The sequence below is a fragment of the Paenibacillus sp. FSL H3-0469 genome, from assembly GCF_038051945.1.
GTDB lineage: Bacteria > Bacillota > Bacilli > Paenibacillales > Paenibacillaceae > Paenibacillus_AQ.
Window position 1 is genome coordinate 3030980 of the sequence record NZ_CP150302.1, and the last position, 19770, is coordinate 3050749.

Genomic DNA, 19770 nt, shown 5'->3' on the forward strand with positions numbered 1-19770 from the left:
CACGCCACACATCAAAACTACAATTTATTCATTTTCTGTTCATCAGGTTATAGGTCAGCTTGTCTGCCAGCCGCGGGAACAGGCCATAGAGCCGGATGCCGAAGCCTGCCAGACCGGGCAGGTCCACTTCCTCTTTACCCTTATCCATCAGCTTAACGATCTTCGCGGACACATGCTGCGGCGTCATCATGATCCGGCTTACGCTTCGTTCATAGTTACCGGAAGGGTCGGCGGTCTTGAAGAATTCGGTGGCGATGGGTCCGGGGTTCACAGCCGAGACAATAATACCGCTCTTCCGCAGCTCCTGGCGGAGCGCATTGGTGAAGCCGAGAACGGCATGCTTGGTGGCCGTGTAGGACACTGAGCGTGCGGTTCCGATTTTGCCGGCCATGGAAGCCACGTTCACGATCTGACCGCTGCCGCGCGTAAGCATATGAGGAACGACAGCCTTGGTGCAGCGCACAATTCCCATATAGTTAACATCCATCATATCAGCGAACTCTTCAGACTCCATCTCTGTAAAAGCCGCAAACTTGCCGTAACCGGCATTATTAAGCAGAATGTCAATTCTGCCGTATTGCTCCAGGATCTCCGCAAAGGTATGCTTCACCGCCGCCTCATCGGTCACATCACAGATGAACAGCCCATGCTCCCCCTGGATGCCCGCCGCAACAGCCTGCAGCTTGTCTCTGGACCGGGCCAGAAGAACGGGAACCGCCCCTAGCCCGCTGAGCATCTGCGCCGTAAGCGCGCCAATTCCGCTCGAAGCTCCTGTAATTACCACAATCTTGCCTTGTAATGCCATGGAATAGATTCAACTCCCGATTATCCGCCTAAGAGATCATTACCTGAATATCAAGCTCCCCGATGCCTTCCATCACAAGAGGAATACTCAGCGCTTTGCGCGGCAGTATAGACATGCTCTCGGACTTCATCAGCTTCGGCGGGGTAATGTCTACCGACACCCCCTGATTGGAGAGAATAGTACTGGCATTGCCGCTGATCATATTGCCCAGCTCGGAAATGGCGCTCTGGCCCATCTCATCCATCTCTGTTATCACATAACCGCCCATCATGGCCGACACCATCTTAAGTGCTACCGGTTCGGCAATCCCGAAGATAATATTCCCGCTGAGCTGACCTGTCATTCCCACTTGAATCCATATATGATTATCGATCAGTTCAATATCCTTAATCCCCAGCATACCGGTGGACGGCGAGACTTGGATCACCTGTTCAATTACAATGCGCGCAGACTCTAAAAACGGATTGATTACTTCTGCTTTCATGAAAGTGCTGTCCCCCTCGACCAGTCTTTAGTCATATACCAAAAGTCCTAAGCAATAAAATTTATTATACTTCATATATCGGCATTATTCACCAAAAATTAATGGTCTTGTCGAATGATTTCTGAAGATAGTTTGGAGCCCAACATTGCCCTCCCGGGAGGAATCTCCTATAATTTAATCAATAAACGTAAGATCTGCGGCGTCACACCCTCCGAGTGCAGCACTCACAGCGACCCTTGTACCTATCTACTTTGTCAGAATCCGCGGCTTGCAGACTCTAATTCTGGAAGCTTGCATGTGCACATACGCCCTCCGGAAAGCTGCGGCTTTCCCTGTTTGTACAAATATACGGCGGCACCATCCGGTAGCCATAAGGGGGACAGTCCATGAATATCAGCCAGCTCGAAACACTGATCACCATCTCCAAAACCATGAGCTTCCGCAAGGCGGGAGAGCTGCTCAACCTGACGCAGCCGGCGGTCTCGGCCCAGATCAAAAGCCTGGAGGAAGAGTTCAAAACCCAGCTTGTTGACCGGAATCAGCCGGTGACGCTGACGGACAGGGGCAAGGTCTTCCTCGCCCACGCGGAACAGATTGTCGGAATCGTAGATGAGCTTAAGCAGCGCCTTGCCGATCTCGAAGAGAATCCCCAAGGGCATATTATTCTCGGTACGACCACCTCCATCGCCATCCAGATTCTCCCCCGGGTGCTCTCCTATTTCCAGGATCAGTTCCCTCATATCAAAACCTCGATCTCATCCATGTCCTCCTCCCAGATCTACCAGCAAGTCGAGAACGGGATTGTGGATGTCGGCATCGGCTACCTGATCGGCCGCAATCCGGGAATGACGACCTCGGTCCTGTATTATGATACTTTCGAACTGGTTGTCTCCCCCCGCCATCCGCTGGCCCAGGTCAAAACAGCCGGGATCGAGGCACTGGGCACCATCCCGCTCATCCTGCTCTCACCGGATACGGTCGGCCGGAAATTTGTCGACGAGGTGCTGGCGAGACACGGTATTCAGCCGCTGGTAATTATGGAGCTGACCAGCAGTGAGGAAGTGAAGCGGATGGTCGAGCTTGATCTGGGAGCGGCGGTCATCTCCAAGCAGTCTGTCACTGCCGAGGTCAGAAGCGGAACCCTGCGCATCGTCCCGATCATCGAGCTTGAGGTTACCCATCCTGTAGGTGTCATTACCAAGTCCGGCAAGTATGTCAACTCTGCGATGAGGCAGTTCCTGAGCGACCTCAAGGGAATGCCCGAGACCCAGTTCATCGGCTCAGAGTAACCTGCACCCTATTTAGCCATATTAGCCTAAGGAGATGTTCCCATTATGAAGTTCGACCTGCATACCCATCATTTCCGCTGCGGCCATGCTGACGGTACGATCCGGGATTATATTGAAGCCGGAATAGCGGCGGGGCTGGATGTTATCGGTATTTCCGATCATTCGCCTTACTTCGGAAGCCCGTCTGAGCAGGCTTTTCCGCGCATTGCCATGGCCAAGTCTGAGCTGGTCCACTATGTGGAGGAAGTATTGTCGCTGCAAAAAGAATACGAAGGCCGTATTGATGTCCTGCTCGGCATGGAATCCGACTTCTTTCCGGAGCATGCGGAGTTGTACCGCAAGACCTACGCCGCCTACCCGTTCGATTATGTAATCGGCTCCGTGCATCATGTTGAGGAGGTCAGTATCTTCAACCAGGGACGCTGGAAGGGGCTTGACCCCGCGCAGAGGCTTGCCTCCAAAAGCGAGTACTACCGGCTGATTGCCGAATCCGCACGCAGCGGCATCTTCCAGATTCTCGGCCATATCGATGCCATGAAGGGCAACTATCCGCCCTTCTCCGAGATCGCTGCTCCCAAGGAGATTGACGAAGCCTTGCGCGTGATCGGCGAATGCGGCCCGGCCATCGAGATCAACACCTCCGGCGGCACCAAGCTGTGCGGCGGCTGGTACCCATCCGATGAGATTCTGGAGCGGGCCCTGCACTTCGGCGTGGAGGTCAGCTTCGGTTCCGATGCCCATCTACCTGCACGTGTTGCCGACCAGCGTAATCAGGTGGCTGCGCGGCTGAAAGAGATTGGCTTCGAATACTGGGTCTATTACAAGCGCCGCGAGAAGGTTAAGGTTGCGTTGTAGGCAGACGCATAATTCATTTCAAAAACCCCGCCTTGCCAAAGTCTGCACCAGACTTGCAAGGCGGGGTTTCTATTGGGCTAAGTCGATACTATTAGAGAAGCGGACTACAAACTGTTAGCTGCTACCTTCCAACTCTTCACTAACATCTAACAGCTGCCTGCCCACCGACTGAGCCGCAGATCCCGGGAGGATCTGCATTCCTCCAGATGTTAACTAGTTACTCCTTATTCAGATTCTCACAGGTGAAGCCCTGCTGCTTCAGCGTACGCTGTGAGTCCCCATACTGCGGATTCAGAGCGTAGAAGCGGGCAATCATGCTGGTCCAGCTCCGCTCCGTCAGCCCCTGGGACTTGAGCAGCTCCCGGTGGGTCTCATTATATTCTTCGATCAAGTGTTGCTGATCAGGGTTATAGACCTCTTCATGGTATACAGCTGCTATAGGCAGGCGTGAACTCTTCGGCTGTTCTCCCGCCGGATAGCCAATGCAGAGACCGACCACAGGAAATACATACTCTGGCAGCTGCAACAGTTCAATCACTCCTGCCGTGTTGCGGCGCACGCCCCCGATCGGGATAATCCCCAGCCCCAGCGACTCGGCGGCAGCCACTGCGTTCGCTAGCGCAATGCCGGCATCCGTAGCTCCAACCAGCAGCGCGTCTACATCCGCAGCCGTTTCGAACGGCTGGCCTTCCAGCTCCGCCGCAAGCTTGGCCCGGTGAAAGTCCATGCAGAACACCAGGAAGACCGGCGCTGCCGCCACGTGCTTCTGGTTGCCGCACAGCACCGACAGCTGCTGCCTGCGTTCCTCACTGCGTACCGCAATCATCGATACCTGCTGGCCGTTCACCCAAGACGGTGCCGCCTGAGCTGCCTCAATAATCGTCTTCAGCTTCCAAGGCTCCACCGCCTGCCCGCTGTAGTTCCGGAACGAACGGTGGTTCATAAGTAATCTAATCACATCATTCAAAGGTTCATTTCCTCTCCCATCTATATTTGTCCATGTACCATCTACACTATCATAGCCCAATCCCCTTGGAGACTGCCAGCACACAATGTTTAATACCGCAAATATGGTGGCTGCAAATTCAGGGGCACTAATGCCCCTCATTCACTCCTCCAGCCCACTTCTGGCCGATCCAAAGGGATTTATCCCTTTCATCTCGGGCCCCTACCCGCACACGCCCAAAAAAAATGGACCCGAATCATCGGGTCCCAACAGCAGTTATATTTTCAAAAGGGGGTCATGTACTTAGTTTAACCGCTGACTGTTAGAGTTTGATAACGGCATTATTTCATTTGTGTGACAATGTGAATACTTTCATTACATCGCCCGAGCCGTCTGCCATCGGCAGGGTCCGCTCCAGGGTCAGGCCGTTCCTTAGCATGACCTGGGCGGACCGGTAATTATCCCCCCGGCAGCGTCCCTCGACCCTCTTCAGTCCAAGTTCGCTGAAACCGTAGGCCAGCAGCAATCCCAGTGCCTCAGTCGCATATCCGCGCCCCCACCATGAAGGATTCAGCATATAGCCCAGTACCGCCTGGCCCTCCTGCCGGTTCCAATTCTGCAAGGAGATTGATCCGATCAGCTCCGGCTGGTCTAAGATATAGATTCCTGCATGCAGCGCGCCGGGATCGTAGCCATGCAGCATCCGGGTCACCAGCTTATCCAGCACGCCCTGCCTTGAAGTCGATGCATGACGCAGCTGAATATGCGGCTGTACCTCCGGATGGGAGAGGAGCGACTTCAGCAGCGCTCCGTCGCCAGACGCCATATTCTTCAGTTCCACCATAGAGCCTTGCAGCGACATCCCCATGATCATCTCATAAGTGCTCATGAACTTCTCCCTCTTCTTCTCCCGCCTATGGCGCCCCTCTCTTGCAGTCCGGCTACCCCCGGCGCAGAGTCAGCACGGTAAGCTCCGGGCGGCACAGGAAGCGCAGCGGCATCATTGTCTCGCCGAAGCCCCTGTTCACATACACCGGCATCGCCTTATTCTCTGTATAATACAAGCCGTCTATGTATTTCTTAGATCCGTAAGGCGTGAACGGCGCTCCGACCAGCGGCAGACGAATCTGACCGCCATGACTATGACCTGAGAGCTGAAGATGAAAAGGATAGGCTTCCGCCACCTCGGCGTAATCCGGCTCATGCATCAGCAGCACCGTGAAGATGCCTTCTGGAATATCCAGGACAGCTGCCTCCGGGTCCGGCTTGCCGTGCAGCATGTCATCCAGTCCTGCTACGGCAATCGTCGCTCCGCCTTGCTTGATCAGATAAGACTCGTTCCGCAGGACGCGGAATCCGGCCTCCGTCAGCAGACGGGTCAGCAGCTCCGTATTCTTGTAATCATGGTTCCCGAGGATGGCATACTTCCCAAGCGGGGCCTGCAGCTCCGCCAGCAGAGGGACTGCATCGGTCAGATCTTCAGCATAGCTGTCTACGATATCCCCGGTGAAGCAGATCAGATCCGGCTGTTCTTCCTTGATATGCTTCGTCAGCCGGGCCAGATCCTTCGCATCCTTGTTGAAGCCCAGATGCACATCGCTGAAATGGACCAGCCGGGTCCCTGCGAACGCGGACGGCAGCTCGGCAAGCGGCAGCTCCCGGCGGGTCACCTCTAACCAGTTCGGCTCTCCCTGCCAGGCATAGCCGCCGGCGAGGAGGCCTGCGCCGACTACCGCGCCTGCCCCCCGGGCCAGGAACTGTCGGCGGGTCATCTTGCGGCCGCCCCGGCCTTCCGGCTTCGGGGGGCCAGTTCCCGCGCCGTCCGCCGCAGCGGAAACTGTACGTTCGGGAGAGCCTCCGAACGATTTTTTCATAGGGAGATTCTCCTCTCTGTCTTGAATTCTAATCGGGTTATTGTCGATCCTCTACGGCTTCATCCACCTTGTCATCAATATCTACTTCAATGGCTGCCTCAACCTCTTCCTCTGTGGTATTTCCCCCAAGAATCTTGCGGAACAAGCCCAGCATGGATAGCGCATAAGCGACCGTAATGAAGCTGAAGCAAATCTGCATAACTACAACCAGCCTTGAGGTATTGTCTATGGGAGCTATATCCCCGTAACCGACTGTCGTAAAAGTAGCCACGCTGAAATAGAGGAACGTAATGAACTGGCTAAGCAGATCCTCGCCCAACCCTTTTCCCTGGAACGAGGACTGTCCAAACAACTTATATATCGATGTATATACGACTGTAAAAAAAATAATACAGGTGAATGCAGCGATGCTGATCCGGACCAGCGTCTGCTGCAGCCTGACCTCCTTGCTGTTGGAATCCCTGATTTCATGGAAAATAAACAGAATATAGAACAAGACTGAAGCCAGGACAAAAAACAGAATCAGTCCGCGCAGTCCCCGGTTGCCAGGTACAATCGTACCCAGATCGATTAGGTTCAGCAGATCCTCCACTGAGATCAGCGCATAGATGAGAATAGGAGCGAGCAGCACGCCTCGGCCTATCCAGCTCAGCTTCAACCGGGCAAACCTCACTACCAGGAATACAATGACAATGATATTGAAAGCCCAGATCCACCATGCCATGGCCTTTACACTCCTGTTCTATGCTCCCGGCTTCCCGCCGGGAAGGTCCTTATCCGGTCCTGCTTATACTCGCAGAGCAGCGGCTTGCCCGGACTTATACTACCCCTTAGTGCGCTGACCGGCTCCGGTCTTAGCCCGCGAGTCCTCCTCCGGTCCGCTAATGACCTTGATCCGGCATTCTTCCTCAGGAGCCTCGCGGTAGGCGCGGGCAATTCCCTTATCCTTAATGTCCGCCCGGCTGACCCGCCGCTGCTTGAAGCTCACTTCAACCTCCTGCGTGAACGGAAACGGAGTCAGGGTCAGCGTAGCGCTGTCCTGCCACTCCGCCTCAATGGCACGGCCGGAGGTGAAGCTGAACTCCTCGCTGCCGGAGAAGCCGTCTACGAACCAGGGGTGCTTCTCGGATTCGGCGCTGCCCGGCTTGCTCAGCGCCAGGAACAGCGACAGATCGTCGCAGAATTGCAGCAGTCTGGCGTCATAATACAGCTCGCCTTCTTCAAGCGGCTTGCTCTGCTCCAGCGCCCGGTGGATACGGGCGCGGCGGTCCGCTTCACCCTCCAGATATTGTGTCAGCTCCGGGCATTCCTCACCCGACACCTCAATTAACCGTTCAAAATGCGAGCTGCACAGCAGCGCCCCGTATGGGGTCTTCGCTTCCACCTCATCAATTCCCCGTCTATAAAAGGTCAGCTTCGGCACAACCGGGAAATCAAGGAAGCTGTAAGGCAGCCCCTCCGCATCATTCCAGAACGGTGTCTCATCCAGATCAATCCAGCCCCGGTCATGGTTGCTTACTGCCCACAGCACCTCAGCCCGGCGGCCTTCCGCAGGCGTATGCTCTTCCTTGAACCACTTAGCAAATTCTCCGGCCAGCAGCCCGTGCTCATGCTGCTTCGTCATTACAAGCGTTCCATCCTGTTCACGGCAAATCACAGTCATTCCTCCCCCTTATCCGCTACGCTGGCGGCTATCTTCAAAATATAAGAATTTATAGGTTTTACGCTATAAATTATCCTTCTATTTCTCGCTGAAACGATACCGTCCTTAAAAGGACGGCAAAGCCGTTTCCACTTGGCTATGTAGATTATAACATATCCACCTATATTTATCGGAACCTGCGGACGTATGGCTATTCTATGCAGCTTCAGGCTCTTCATTACAGGCTGTCTACACATGTACCCCTTTTCCAGCCGGCCAGAAACATCCGTACCTGTAACAATGCCGGGCGCAGCCAAACAGGCCACCCAGTAATGACATCTGAATGGCCTGCTACGATTCTGTTTATAGACGAATGGTCTGAAAAATGCTCAGACTCCCAGCCAACGCTTGAACATATGCTTGGTTGTCTGCTTGTTGATCTCGGCAATGGAGGTCGTGAGCGGAATGCCCTTCGGGCAGGCACGCACACAGTTCTGCGAGTTGCCGCAGCCATCGATGCCGCCGTCATCCATGAGCGCATCCAGGCGCTCTTCAGCGTTCATCTCACCTGTCGGGTGAGCGTTGAACAGGCGCACCTGGGAGATGGCTGCCGGCCCGATGAAGTTAGTCTTCTCATTAACATTCGGGCAAGCCTCCAGACAGACGCCGCAGGTCATGCATTTGGACAGCTCATACGCCCATTGGCGCTTCTTCTCCGGCATACGCGGTCCCGGACCGAGATCATACGTGCCGTCAATCGGAATCCAGGCTTTGACCCGCTTCAGGGCATTGAACATCCGGCTGCGGTCAATGACCAGGTCGCGCACGACCGGGAAGGTCTTCATCGGCTCAATGCGCACCGGCTGCTCCAGATTGTCGATCAGCGCTGCGCACGCCTGACGGGGCTTGCCGTTGATGACCATGGAGCAGGCGCCGCAGACCTCCTCCAGACAGTTGGATTCCCAGCATACAGGAACCGTATTATCGCCTTTCGCATTCACCGGATTCCGCTGAATCTCCATCAGCGCACTGATTACGTTCATCCCCGGACGGTAGGCAAGCTCGAACTCCTCCGTATAGGGGCTGGTCTCCGGTTCATCCTGGCGGGTAATAATAAATTTCACATTTTTGGGAGCTGCTGCTGTTTCCGCCATGTCAGTTACCTCCTAGAAAGTTTGGTTAGTCTAACCGGTCAGTCCTTCGAGTAATCCCGCACGCGCGGAGGAATCAGCGACACATCGACTTCCTCGTAGGAGATCTGCGGGCCGTCTGCTGTCCAGGCGGCTTTGGTGGTCTTGAGGAATTCCTCATCATTACGCGTCGGGAATTCCGGCTTGTAATGCGCGCCCCGGCTCTCGTTGCGCAGCAGGGCTCCAAGTGTCATCGCCTCCGACAGCTCCAGCATGTTCCAAAGCTGGCGGGTGAAGGCTACCCCCTGGTTGCTCCAGCGCGAAGTGTCGCTCATATTGATATTCTTGTAGCGTTCCTTCAGTTCTTTGATTTTGCCGATGGTGGCTTCCAGCTTCTTATTCTCACGCACCACAGTCATGTTCGCCGTCATCCACTCGCCAAGCTCCTTATGGATCACGTAAGCATTCTCTGTGCCAGTCATCCCGAGCAGCGACTCATATTTATCGGTCTGAGTCTTGTGGAAGCTGTCGAACACCGTGGAGGAAATATCCTGCACCGATTTCTTGAGGCCTTTGATATACTCCACGGCCTTCGGTCCGGAGACCATCCCGCCATAAATGGCAGAGACCAGGGAATTCGCTCCCAGACGGTTGGCCCCGTGGTATTGATATTCACATTCCCCTGCCGCGAACAAGCCGGGAATATTCGTCATTTGATTATAGTCGACCCACATGCCGCCCATTGAATAATGCACAGCCGGGAAGATTTTCATCGGAATTTTGCGGGGATCATCCCCCATGAACTTCTCGTAGATCTCGATAATCCCGCCCAGCTTGACGTCAAGCTCCTTCGGGTCTTTATGCGACAGATCCAGGTAGACCATGTTCTCGCCGTTAATGCCCAGCCCCTGATCCACACACACATTGAAAATCTCACGGGTAGCAATATCGCGCGGCACCAGGTTACCGTACGATGGATATTTCTCTTCGAGGAAGTACCACGGCTTACCGTCCTTATAGGTCCAGATCCGTCCGCCTTCGCCGCGTGCCGATTCCGACATCAGCCGCAGCTTGTCATCGCCGGGAATCGCCGTCGGGTGAATCTGAATGAATTCCCCGTTCGCATAGTGCACACCCTGTTGATACACGGCGCTTGCGGCGGTTCCTGTGTTGATGACCGAATTCGTCGTTTTGCCAAAAATAATCCCCGGACCGCCGCTGGCCAGAATGACCGCGTCCGCCGGGAAGGTCTGAATCTCCATCGTCTTGAGATTCTGGGCGCTGATACCGCGGCAGACCCGCTCGTCATCCAGAATCACCGAGAGGAATTCCCAGTTCTCACTCTTGGTAACCAGGCCTTCCGCTTCCCAGCGGCGTACCTGCTCATCCAGCGCATACAGCAACTGTTGCCCGGTAGTCGCACCTGCGAAGGCTGTGCGGTGGCGCTTCGTTCCGCCGAACCGGCGGAAGTCGAGCAGCCCCTCCGGCGTACGGTTGAACATTACGCCCATCCGGTCCATCAGGTGAATAATGCCCGGTGCTGCTTCGCACATGGCCTTAACCGGCGGCTGGTTGGCCAGGAAGTCGCCGCCGTAGACAGTATCGTCGAAATGCTCCCAAGGCGAGTCGCCCTCGCCCTTGGTATTCACGGCGCCATTGATGCCGCCTTGCGCGCAGACGGAATGTGATCTTTTGACAGGGACCAGTGAGAATAGATGTACATGCGCGCCGGACTCAGCGGCCTTAATGGTAGCCATCAGGCCGGCCAGACCGCCGCCCACGATGATGATATCGGCTGATGCCATGATTGTTCCCCTCCTAAAAAGTTTTGCGGAAGATCCGCTTCTTCGAGATAGCTGAGCAGCAAAACTTGCTTCGGAAGCATAGGCTTAAGTTTTGTCAGCGTCTGCTTCCTGATTCCTCATCGTACAAAACTTGCCTCGGAAGCATACGCTTTGGTTTTGTGAGTGTGTCCCAGCAAAAGTTAACCGCTTCCACTCACCTGTATATCCTTAAATGAAACTGCGCACTGACTGCATCGCCGTAGCGGCAGTTTGGAATTCATCGTTACGGAAGGTAACCAGCGACAGGACGAACATGAAAGTAACGATAACGAAAATACCGAGGCAAAGTACCGACGATACTCTCTGCGAACGCGGACCCACCGTGATTCCCCAGCTGATCAGGAACGACCACAGACCGTTGGAGAAGTGGAAGCAGGCAGCCACGATTCCGACAATATAGAGAGTCATCAGCAGCGGCTGGGTCACAATGTTATGCATCACTCCGCCAAGCTGATCATGCTCCACCTTGCCGAGCGCTACCTGGACGCGTGTGTCCCACAGATGCCAGACAATGAAGATGAAGGTGACAACTCCGGTGATCCGCTGCAGCGTATAACGCCAGTTGCGCTCTAGATTGTAGCGGTTCAGGTTCGGCTTCGACTGGTACGCGATGTACAGGCCGTAGACTCCATGGTACAGCAGCGGCAGCCAGATGCCGAACAATTCCAGGAAGAAGACAAGCGGCAGGCTGTTCAGCCACAGCACACTGTCTGTGAAACCAGAAGCGCCACCCTCTACTGCTGCGAAGTTCGTCAGCATGTGCTCAAGGAAGAATGCCCCGAGCGGGATAACGCCGAGCAAGGAATGAATCTTTCTGGAATAAAATCCTCTCATGCAAAGTGTCCCCTTTCCATATAAAACAGCGTTTTCACAAGTCTTTTTAAAGAGCATACACCGCCGGGAGTACAGTTGAAACAGGGCAGCGGCAGTCTTGATTTACCGGCTAATAGTCTGTTTTCACCACTATCCATTGTTTTCCCGGACTTTGCTGAATAATTCACAATATGTGAATATCTTGTGTCACTTTTCATGTTACTCTTTTTTTGCTTATAAGGGAATTGCAATCTAATTATTAATCGTTATACAATAATTGCATAAGAATATTTTTAATATGATAATAATTCTCATTTAGCTTCATCAATAACTTACAATTTAGGGTTGTCTTCCTGCACATCAGGAGAACCTTGACACATCGGCTATGCCTTTTATCACAGTTGTATGGGATTTGTAAGAGAGGAGCACTATGAAATGTATGATGATTTAGATGCTTTTGCTGCGGTGGTGGAGCATTCCAGCCTGAACCGGGCCTCGCGCCAGCTCAACCTGTCCCAGCCGGCCCTCTCCCGCAAAATCTCCAAGCTGGAGGAGCGGCTCGGCGTCGCCCTGTTCAACCGCTTCGGTAAGCGCCTGGAGCTTACAGAGGTCGGCCGCCTTACCTACACTTATGCGCTGGAGCAGCGTCAGCAGCGTTCCAAGTTTCTGGAAGCGTTATCGAAGTTCAAGGAGGGAGAGCCGCAGCTCGTAACCCTGGGCGCCAGCCTTACCACACTGCAGACAACCCTGCCCCCTCTGGTAAAAGCGTACACAGAGAAGTATCCGGCAGCCGAGCTGAAGCTCATCACCGGGAAGACTCATGAAATGGTCACCGCTGTCAGCGAAGGCAAATGCGATGTCGCCATCATCGCCTCCCAGGTCCAGGAGCCGGGGCTGCGCTGCATCCCGCTGTTCGAGGACCAGCTCCGGCTGGTCGTCTCCGAGCAGCATCCGCTGACCCTGACGCCGCGGCTCACCATGGAGCATCTCTCCCGGCTGCCGATGATTCTTTTCTCCAAGGGAACCTGGTACCGCCGGACGACAGATGATCTGTTCCAGCGCTGCGGGGTTGATCCCGATGTACGGATGGAGATCGACTCCTTCGAGGCCATCGTCCGCCTGCTGCCGACGATCAAGGCTGCGGCCCTGCTGCCGAACTCTTACTTGCGTCCGGAGCTGCTGAACGGCGGGGGGCTGGTCTCCCTGCACATCAAGGAGCTGGAGCAGACGCAGCGGACCACTTGCCTCATCTACCAGAGCAGCGGCGGACTCAGCACAGCAGCGCGCTGCCTGGTGCAGGTCACGGAGGATGTCTTTCTGAACAGCCGCGAGTAGCGGCGGGGAACACAGCAATCACCCGGCAAGCTTCCGTAATGCTACGGATCAGCCTGCCGGGTGAGGATACTGCCGGGTAATTCTTTTGCTATACTAAACCAGACTTACACCGGATTAACGGAATTTGCCTGCATCAATTGCCGCCTGCTTCTCATCGAGAATCTCCTGGTAGCCTGCCTCCAGATACGTCTTCTTGGCGGCTTCATACGTAGCATCGAATTCAGCCTCCGGAGCGAGCACCACCTTCACGTACAGCTCCTGGAACAGCGTGTTCAGATCGGCCTTGTATTCGTTCACCTTCTCCAGCACCACATTGAACAGGGCATCCGGTGTACGGAATTCGGCAACCTCGTCATAATATTTCACCAGATCATCCGCAAGCGGCTCATAACCGGCCGGTGCCCAGTTCCGCAGGTTGGCCTTGCGGGTCTTGGCTTCATCCGGGTACTGGGCAATTTCCGTCACCAGACCCCAGTAGTCCTTGTTATTGTTCTGTGCCAGCACCGCTTCGCCCTTATAATCCGGGTTCTTCAGCGCAATGCCGTCTGCGTCAAGCGTATAGTTCTCCCCTTCGATCCCGTTCTGGAACTTGAACAGGTTCTCCGGCTGGCTGAGCCATTCCAGATACATCCACACGGCTGCGCGTTCTTCCGGCGTGGATTCATAGTTAATGCCCATAATGAAGCCGAACGGCCAGTAAGCGCGTCCCTGAGGCTTCTTGCCTTCCGGAACCCCTGCATACGGAGGCACCACCGCAAACTCAGCATCGGGGTTATTCTGCAGCGTAGCCGCAAAAACATCGGTGTTGTTCGCCAGATAGAAGCCGAAGTTGCCGGTTTTGCCTGCCACGAATTCCGCCTTAATCTTCGGCTCATCGTTGCGCAGGTAGAATTCTTTATCAATCAGGCCATTGTTATACTGATAATTGAGGTTTCGCAGGTAAGCCTCTGTCTCCTTCGTAGTCAGATCGGCAACGCTGAGATCGGAATACAGCGCACGATACTTCGCATCCACGGGCCATTCACGGAACGGATAGTTGAAGTTGAAGAAGTTCTGCAGCAGATTGCCGCCGCTCACCCCGAGTCCGGCTTCCTTCCACTTGGCAAGCATCTCGTTATACTTTTCGAGCGAGGTGAGATCCTCCACCTTCATGCCTACCTTTTCCACCCAATCCTTGCGGATAATGTTGACGAAGTTGTCGGCTTCCGGGCGTGCAGCGAAGAAGAAGGTCTTCTGCTCATCCACGGTACCATACTGTTCAATCGTTTCACCCATGTTCTTCCAGTAGGTCGGCGCATAATTCTGGATCTCTGCATAGTCGAGCGGCTGCATCACATCCTCGCCATAATAAGTAAGCGCTTGCGGCATATCATAATGGAAAATAATATCCGGTGCCTTGTGCGAAGCCAGAAGCTGCTCGAAATCCGTTACTTCCTTGGAGCGGGTAATCGGCACATAGTTAACCTCTATATTATATTTGTCGCCGAACTCCGCCTGTACCCAGCGGGTATAGTAGTTATCGGACACGTTCCAGCCTTCATAGGCACGCTCATAGACCGGAATGTCCAGCGAGACTTTTTTCTCGAAGCCCTTGGAATAATCAGGATAGGCTCCTTCGGCCTGGTTCGTAGCAGCGGCTGTCTCGGCCGGCTTATTGCTGGATTCGGCTGTATTCTTGGTGTTATTTCCCCCGGAGCATCCGGCCAGCAGGCCGGCCGTCATGACGGATGCCATCATTAACGAATACACGCTTCTTTTACTCATCGCAATTCCCCCATTTTTTGAATTTTCGTAATTCCAAAGAATGAATATATACCAGGGACGCAGGATTACTCCTTAACGGCTCCGAGCATAACACCTTGAACGAAGTACTTTTGGACGAACGGATACACACAGAGGATAGGCAAGGTAGCGAATACAACGACTGACGCCTTCAGTACTTCGGGATTGCTGAGCTGCACCTGGCTGGCTTCCAGCTGGAAGCTTTCACTCGCCTGAATGACCAGATAATACAGCTTGAGCTGAAGCGGCCGGAGGGAGGTCTCATGCTTGATATAGAACAATGCGTCCTGATAAGCATTCCAGCGGCCCACCGCATAGAAAAGGGCAAGTGTCGCCATAATCGGCTTGGATAAAGGCAGCACAATGCTGAACAGAATCCGGAAATGCCCCGCGCCGTCGATCCGTGCTGACTCTTCCAGACTTACGGGAATCCCGTGCGTTAGAGAAGTCTTCATAATCAGCAGATTGAAGGCACTGAAGGAGAGCGGCAGCACCAGTGACCAGATCGTATCCATCAGTCCCAGATTGTTGATGTTCATATAGTCGGGGATAATGCCCCCGCTGAAGTACATGGTGAACAGGAAAATGAAGGTGATCACTCTGCGGCCCTTGAACTGGGTTCTGGACAGCGGATAGGCGGCGCAGATGGTCAGGATCATGCCCAGAATGGTGAACAGCACCGTCACGATGACCGAGATGTACAGGGAACGGAGGATGCTGGCATCCGCGAAGATTTTGTTATACGCTTCAATGGTGAAGCCCTGCGGCCACAGAAAGACTTTGTTGGCAATGACGAAGGAGTCAGAACTAAGGGATTTCGATACGACATGAATAAACGGCAGCAGGCAGATTAATGAAATGATGACGATAACGAGGCGGATCAGTGTTTCCCAGATATCTATGCGTGCTTTGTGGGGTGCGGCAGTGCCTCCGGCTATGGCTTTCATGGTTCCTCTCCTTTCTACAAAATCCCATCCTCGCCAAGCTTCTTGGCTACGCGGTCCGCGGAAATGACCAAAATAATTCCGATGACGGACTGGAATAATCCGATGGCGGTCGCCCTGCTGAAATTGCCGCTCTCGATCCCCCAGCGGTATACGAGGACCGGTATGGTGGTGGTGAACTCGGTGGTCGCTTTATTTTGCAGCGCATAGATCCGCTCGAAGGAGCCGTCCATTACTTTGCCCAGCGCCATAATCAAGAGCGTCACAATCGTTGCCCGGATCGATGGAAGGGTGATATTCCAGACCTTTCTCCAGCGGCCTGCCCCGTCTACCGTAGCCGCTTCGTACATCTCGGGGTTGATCCCGCTCATCGCCGCCAGATAGATAATCGTACCCCAGCCCATGCTCTGCCAGACCCCGATCACGAGATAGCTGATCAGCCAATTCGTATCCTGCTGCAGGAATGGAATCCGGGTGCCTCCCATCAGTTCTATGAGGTTATTGACAACACCGCCCCCCTCGCTGAGGAGCTGATAGGCGATGGCTCCGATAATGACCCAGGACAGGAAGTGGGGCAAATACAGCACCGTCTGATTGATTCTTTTGAACCGTACGCTCTTGATCTCGTTCAGCAGCAGAGCCAGCACAATCGGCATCGTGAAGCTGAAGCAGAGGTCAAGCACGTTCAGCAGCAGGGTGTTGCGGACGGCCCGGATGAAATCAGGCTTGGCAAACAGGTCCTGGAAAACCTGTAATCCCGCCCATTCACTGCCCCAGAAGCCTCTGGCAATCTTATAGTCTTTGAAGGCGATTACAAGTCCGGTCATTGGCAAATATTTGAATACGATGACAAAGGCCAGCGGAAGCATCACCAGCAGATAGAGCTGCCAATCCCGCTGTAAATAATAGCTGAACCCCTGTTTCCTTCTTAATAAAGGACTGTGATTCGTTTGTGAAGCGCTTGCAGCTTTCAACATATTCACCTCCTGCCTTGAATTCTTCTTACCGGCTGCCGGCTCATGGTCTCCGGCCTGACTTCTATGCTATCGCCTTTGCCGGGGCTTGAATATCATGAGTATTGATGATCACCTATCACAATTGATTCACAAATGATTGTTGCCCGGCACACCAAGCTTCAGACGAAAGTGCATTATCAAAACTGATAGGCATTCCCAAAAATAATAAAGCGCTTTCATTTATGGTGTCAGGTACAAGGTGGATAAAAATTGGATGGTGAGGGAGGGGGGTTGTGCTCTTCATTCGCTCGTTTAGCCAACTTTCTCGGGATTCAGGTGCACTTGTGCTCTTCATCTACTCACTTTCAGCTCCATCAGAGGGATTTATCCCTTTCATTTCCCTATCCCGCCCATTTTCGGCTCCATCAGAGGGATTTTTCCCTTTCTTTCCCGCCGCCTACCCACTTTCCGCAGACAAGCCGAAACAATATGGTCCCTGAAAGGAGCTACCGTTCCGCCGGGGAGGGCTTTAATGGGCTCCTAAGGGCTTTTATTTTACAGGATTTTATGACCATCTATGAACTTCTAAGAACTCTTGCTCTTCGCTGACTTGTAGCCGCTTGGCGGCATGCCTTCATACTTGCGGAAAAAGCGGTTGAAGCTCTGCACATTGGCATAACCGACCTCAGCGGCAATCTGCTTGATCGTCAGCCCCGAATCCAGCAGCAGCTCCTTGGCCTGCTCAATCCTTAGCTGGTTGACGAAGTCAATCATGCTGCTGCCGGTCTGCTCATATACAAGCTTGCGCATATAGGAGTAGCTGATGCCTATCTGCTTGGCCATATCCTCGAAGACGATCTCTTCCCGGTAGTGCTGCTTCAGGTACTCCGTGATCCGCTGCGCATAATTGGTCTCATGGGCGCTGCGGTCCAGGCTCTGAACAATCTCGCAGTAGAAATCATACAGGTACTCCTCCAGCTCATCCAGCGTATCCATGGCGGCGAGAATCGAATACACGTTACCCCGGCCCATAATCATCCGTCCGGTCCCGAGGTGATTCTCGCGCAGATGCTTGATCGTCGCGCCCATCAGCTGATGATAGATGAACATAATATTATCGTAGGAGATATTGTCCTCTGCGGAGATCTGGCTGCGGATGCTCTGCAGCTCCTTGAAGATACCCGCCAGGTCGCCGGCATCCAGGAAATTCAGGATTCGCCGCTCGCTGCTCTCAGAGTCAACATACTTGCGGCTGTTATCCTCCCCGTCATGCCAGTACATGATGCTTCCGGCCCCCTTGATCATCCGGCGCTTGATCACCTCCATCGCTTCGAACAGCCGCAGCGCCACCCTCTCCGGAGCATCCGTCCGCTCACTTACCCCAATCGTGACCGAATGCTCCAGCAGCTCAAGCGACTGGTCACGGATCTCCTCCAGTGCCTGCTGGATCAGACCCCCGTCCGCCTCCCCCTCCTCCGGGGCAAAGTTCAGTACAATCACTGTACAGCCCTCATTATGGTAGACACAACGAGCTACCAGCGCTTCTGGGAAAACACTCTCATATTTGGCACTCAGCAAATACCGGTGATAGCTGCGCGTCTCGACATTGGTATGTCCAACGTATCTTCTATATTGGTCGATGGAGACCACCACCACTCTGTAGCAGGCATGCGGAAAAACCTCCGTGATCCGCGGCGGAATCTCACCGCGCAGCAGACGGTGTACGGCCAGACTGCGGGTATCCTGTTCACGCTCCTGCAACAGCTGGAACAGGCTTTCTTCCTCCTCCTGCATCCGTTTGAAGGCCAGATCCAGGAAGGCCAGCTCATTCTTGTTCACTACGCCCACATCAATCTTCGAGCGTATCGTCTGCACCAGCTGCCTCAGGGGCCTGGACAGCCAGGTGGCAAGGAAGATGGCCAGCAGCGTTCCGAGTACAATGATCGCCCCCGTCAGCAGAATGATATTTCCCTGCATCTCTCTCGATTTGGTCATCAGCTCATCCATGGAGCTCCAGCTTACATTCCACCACCCGGACAAGGAGGAACGGCTCCAGGCATACACCGTCCGTTTACCCTCCAGCTTACGGAAGGTGTAGCCTTCACTGGCTTCCTGATTCAGAATCTCCTGTAAGAACGGCAGCTTACGGCTGTCGGAGAGCAGCATGGACTGGTCATTGAAGGAAATCACCGTACCCGCAGCGTCCAGCAGGAGGTAGTTGCTGTCACCCACCTCGGTAGCATGCAGATATTTGCCGATCTGGCTCTCCTTCATATTGACGACGATTACTCCCCGGGTGGTAGTAGACAAGCGGTTGAGCGGGTACACATAAGACACCACGTTCTCGCCCGACGCAAGCTTACGGGGCACCCATACCCCGCTGATCCCCCTGCGTCCCTTAAGCGCTTCTGTAATCCATCCGATAGGCTCATAGCGGGCAAGCGTCGTGATGCTGCTGTCGGTAGAGAAGACATAATCCGAATCCTCCAGGACAAAGAATGAAGAATACACACCATCCACCCGGCGGTTCAGGTTCAGCAGCTCCTTAGTCACGGACAGCGCCAGACTTACATTATTATAGTTGGCGTTAATCTCATCGTAGGTCTCGAAGCTGCGGATGCGGTCAAAAATATTCGTCGCCGCCAGACGTGACGTATCCTGGGCCAGATTGGCCAGCGCGTTCTCATTCAGCCTGCGGTTGGCATTAAGCCCGGCCAGCGTAGATTCCCCGATAGCTGCTTCAGAATTCTGTATAATCTGTGACCCGCTGTACCAGGTCAGGACTGCTGTAGGAATAGCCATAATGCAGAATAGAATCAACGCCAGCTGCAGGATCATCGGTGTTTTTTTCATCACATATCCCCCTAAGGATTTCAATGTTACCGCTTTCAATATTTTTATTTTATCATTTCAGGATACATTTTACATATGTGTATAGGAAAATTTTTCAGTCTCCGCACAGCATGTCACAGGCTGGTGTCCATTGCTCTGATATGCGGATGCAGGCTTACGCAGAAACAGCAAAAACGCCTGGATGCATAGCTATCCGGGCGTTTATAGCTTTCTTTTAT

At 53.9% G+C, this 19770-nt stretch carries 17 protein-coding genes; 3 read left to right on the forward strand and 14 right to left on the reverse strand.

The annotated features are described in order from the left end of the window. Positions 1–28 precede the first annotated feature (28 nt). Both NSS83_RS13135 and NSS83_RS13140 read right to left on the reverse strand, forming a co-directional pair. Positions 29–805, reverse strand: coding sequence for an SDR family oxidoreductase (locus NSS83_RS13135; protein WP_341348387.1), 777 nt, complete (start codon positions 803–805; stop codon positions 29–31). Positions 806–833: 28 nt separating this feature from the next. Next, entirely contained in the window at positions 834–1289 is a 456-nt protein-coding gene (locus NSS83_RS13140; protein WP_036701585.1) for a chemotaxis protein CheX, read from the reverse strand. 386 nt (positions 1290–1675) lie between these two features. Here NSS83_RS13140 and NSS83_RS13145 point away from each other — a divergent pair, with 386 nt between their 5' ends. Then, positions 1676–2578 (forward strand): LysR family transcriptional regulator, encoded by a 903-nt coding sequence (locus NSS83_RS13145; RefSeq protein ID WP_036701586.1) that lies wholly within the window; start codon positions 1676–1678, stop codon positions 2576–2578. 45 nt (positions 2579–2623) lie between these two features. After that, complete coding sequence (locus tag NSS83_RS13150) at positions 2624–3433, forward strand: histidinol-phosphatase (RefSeq protein WP_341184115.1); 810 nt, start codon at positions 2624–2626, stop codon at positions 3431–3433. A gap of 217 nt (positions 3434–3650) precedes the next feature. On the opposite strand, the gene NSS83_RS13155 is transcribed toward NSS83_RS13150, so the two are convergent. The 8 genes from NSS83_RS13155 to NSS83_RS13190 all read right to left on the reverse strand — a co-directional run bounded on the left by NSS83_RS13155 (position 3651) and on the right by NSS83_RS13190 (position 11703). Continuing rightward, positions 3651–4391 carry an NADPH-dependent oxidoreductase gene (locus tag NSS83_RS13155; RefSeq protein ID WP_341184114.1) on the reverse strand — a complete coding sequence of 247 codons (741 nt, stop codon included), beginning with the start codon at positions 4389–4391 and terminating at the stop codon, positions 3651–3653. A 334-nt stretch (positions 4392–4725) separates the two neighbouring features. Further along, positions 4726–5268: a GNAT family N-acetyltransferase gene (locus NSS83_RS13160; protein ID WP_341348388.1), complete on the reverse strand. Its 543-nt coding sequence runs from the start codon at positions 5266–5268 to the stop codon at positions 4726–4728. Between the two features lie 52 nt (positions 5269–5320). Continuing rightward, positions 5321–6253 (reverse strand): metallophosphoesterase, encoded by a 933-nt coding sequence (locus tag NSS83_RS13165; protein ID WP_341348389.1) that lies wholly within the window; start codon positions 6251–6253, stop codon positions 5321–5323. A 37-nt stretch (positions 6254–6290) separates the two neighbouring features. Continuing rightward, the gene (locus NSS83_RS13170) at positions 6291–6977 is read right to left on the reverse strand and encodes an ion channel (RefSeq protein WP_341184111.1); all 687 of its coding nucleotides are present in this window, start codon (positions 6975–6977) and stop codon (positions 6291–6293) included. 99 nt (positions 6978–7076) lie between these two features. Beyond that, positions 7077–7910 carry a DUF3891 family protein gene (locus tag NSS83_RS13175; protein WP_341184110.1) on the reverse strand — a complete coding sequence of 278 codons (834 nt, stop codon included), beginning with the start codon at positions 7908–7910 and terminating at the stop codon, positions 7077–7079. Positions 7911–8284: 374 nt separating this feature from the next. Continuing rightward, positions 8285–9049 (reverse strand): succinate dehydrogenase iron-sulfur subunit, encoded by a 765-nt coding sequence (sdhB, locus tag NSS83_RS13180; protein WP_341184109.1) that lies wholly within the window; start codon positions 9047–9049, stop codon positions 8285–8287. 38 nt (positions 9050–9087) lie between these two features. Then, a complete protein-coding gene (gene sdhA, locus NSS83_RS13185; RefSeq protein ID WP_036701593.1) occupies positions 9088–10830 on the reverse strand; it encodes a succinate dehydrogenase flavoprotein subunit in 1743 nt (580 codons plus the stop codon). Positions 10831–11037: 207 nt separating this feature from the next. Continuing rightward, on the reverse strand, positions 11038–11703 hold the full coding sequence (locus NSS83_RS13190; RefSeq protein WP_036727089.1) for a succinate dehydrogenase cytochrome b558 subunit: 666 nt from the start codon (positions 11701–11703) through the stop codon (positions 11038–11040). 414 nt (positions 11704–12117) lie between these two features. On the opposite strand from NSS83_RS13190, the gene NSS83_RS13195 reads away from it, so the two are divergent. Beyond that, the gene (locus NSS83_RS13195; RefSeq protein WP_036701597.1) at positions 12118–13017 is read left to right on the forward strand and encodes a LysR family transcriptional regulator; all 900 of its coding nucleotides are present in this window, start codon (positions 12118–12120) and stop codon (positions 13015–13017) included. A gap of 114 nt (positions 13018–13131) precedes the next feature. Here the strand turns inward: NSS83_RS13195 and NSS83_RS13200 are convergent, their stop codons facing one another. From NSS83_RS13200 to NSS83_RS13215, 4 genes are all read right to left on the reverse strand, one after another. Continuing rightward, positions 13132–14781 carry an ABC transporter substrate-binding protein gene (locus NSS83_RS13200; protein WP_341184108.1) on the reverse strand — a complete coding sequence of 550 codons (1650 nt, stop codon included), beginning with the start codon at positions 14779–14781 and terminating at the stop codon, positions 13132–13134. A 65-nt stretch (positions 14782–14846) separates the two neighbouring features. Next, entirely contained in the window at positions 14847–15746 is a 900-nt protein-coding gene (locus NSS83_RS13205) for a carbohydrate ABC transporter permease (protein WP_341184107.1), read from the reverse strand. A gap of 14 nt (positions 15747–15760) precedes the next feature. Beyond that, complete coding sequence (locus tag NSS83_RS13210; protein WP_209875949.1) at positions 15761–16720, reverse strand: ABC transporter permease subunit; 960 nt, start codon at positions 16718–16720, stop codon at positions 15761–15763. 564 nt (positions 16721–17284) lie between these two features. Next, positions 17285–19552: an AraC family transcriptional regulator gene (locus NSS83_RS13215; protein WP_341348390.1), complete on the reverse strand. Its 2268-nt coding sequence runs from the start codon at positions 19550–19552 to the stop codon at positions 17285–17287. Positions 19553–19770 lie beyond the last annotated feature (218 nt).

Bases quoted from the DNA above. Each gene is read 5' to 3' on its own strand.
- NSS83_RS13135 (WP_341348387.1), bottom strand. From the start codon at position 805: ATGGCATTACAAGGCAAGATTGTGGTAATTACAGGAGCTTCGAGCGGA.
- NSS83_RS13140 (WP_036701585.1), bottom strand. From the start codon at position 1,289: ATGAAAGCAGAAGTAATCAATCCGTTTTTAGAGTCTGCGCGCATTGTA.
- NSS83_RS13145 (WP_036701586.1), top strand. From the start codon at position 1,676: ATGAATATCAGCCAGCTCGAAACACTGATCACCATCTCCAAAACCATG.
- NSS83_RS13150 (WP_341184115.1), top strand. From the start codon at position 2,624: ATGAAGTTCGACCTGCATACCCATCATTTCCGCTGCGGCCATGCTGAC.
- NSS83_RS13160 (WP_341348388.1), bottom strand. From the start codon at position 5,268: ATGAGCACTTATGAGATGATCATGGGGATGTCGCTGCAAGGCTCTATG.
- NSS83_RS13165 (WP_341348389.1), bottom strand. From the start codon at position 6,253: ATGAAAAAATCGTTCGGAGGCTCTCCCGAACGTACAGTTTCCGCTGCG.
- NSS83_RS13170 (WP_341184111.1), bottom strand. From the start codon at position 6,977: ATGGCATGGTGGATCTGGGCTTTCAATATCATTGTCATTGTATTCCTG.
- sdhB (WP_341184109.1), bottom strand. From the start codon at position 9,049: ATGGCGGAAACAGCAGCAGCTCCCAAAAATGTGAAATTTATTATTACC.
- sdhA (WP_036701593.1), bottom strand. From the start codon at position 10,830: ATGGCATCAGCCGATATCATCATCGTGGGCGGCGGTCTGGCCGGCCTG.
- NSS83_RS13190 (WP_036727089.1), bottom strand. From the start codon at position 11,703: ATGAGAGGATTTTATTCCAGAAAGATTCATTCCTTGCTCGGCGTTATC.
- NSS83_RS13195 (WP_036701597.1), top strand. From the start codon at position 12,118: ATGTATGATGATTTAGATGCTTTTGCTGCGGTGGTGGAGCATTCCAGC.
- NSS83_RS13200 (WP_341184108.1), bottom strand. From the start codon at position 14,781: ATGAGTAAAAGAAGCGTGTATTCGTTAATGATGGCATCCGTCATGACG.
- NSS83_RS13205 (WP_341184107.1), bottom strand. From the start codon at position 15,746: ATGAAAGCCATAGCCGGAGGCACTGCCGCACCCCACAAAGCACGCATA.
- NSS83_RS13210 (WP_209875949.1), bottom strand. From the start codon at position 16,720: ATGTTGAAAGCTGCAAGCGCTTCACAAACGAATCACAGTCCTTTATTA.
- NSS83_RS13215 (WP_341348390.1), bottom strand. From the start codon at position 19,552: ATGAAAAAAACACCGATGATCCTGCAGCTGGCGTTGATTCTATTCTGC.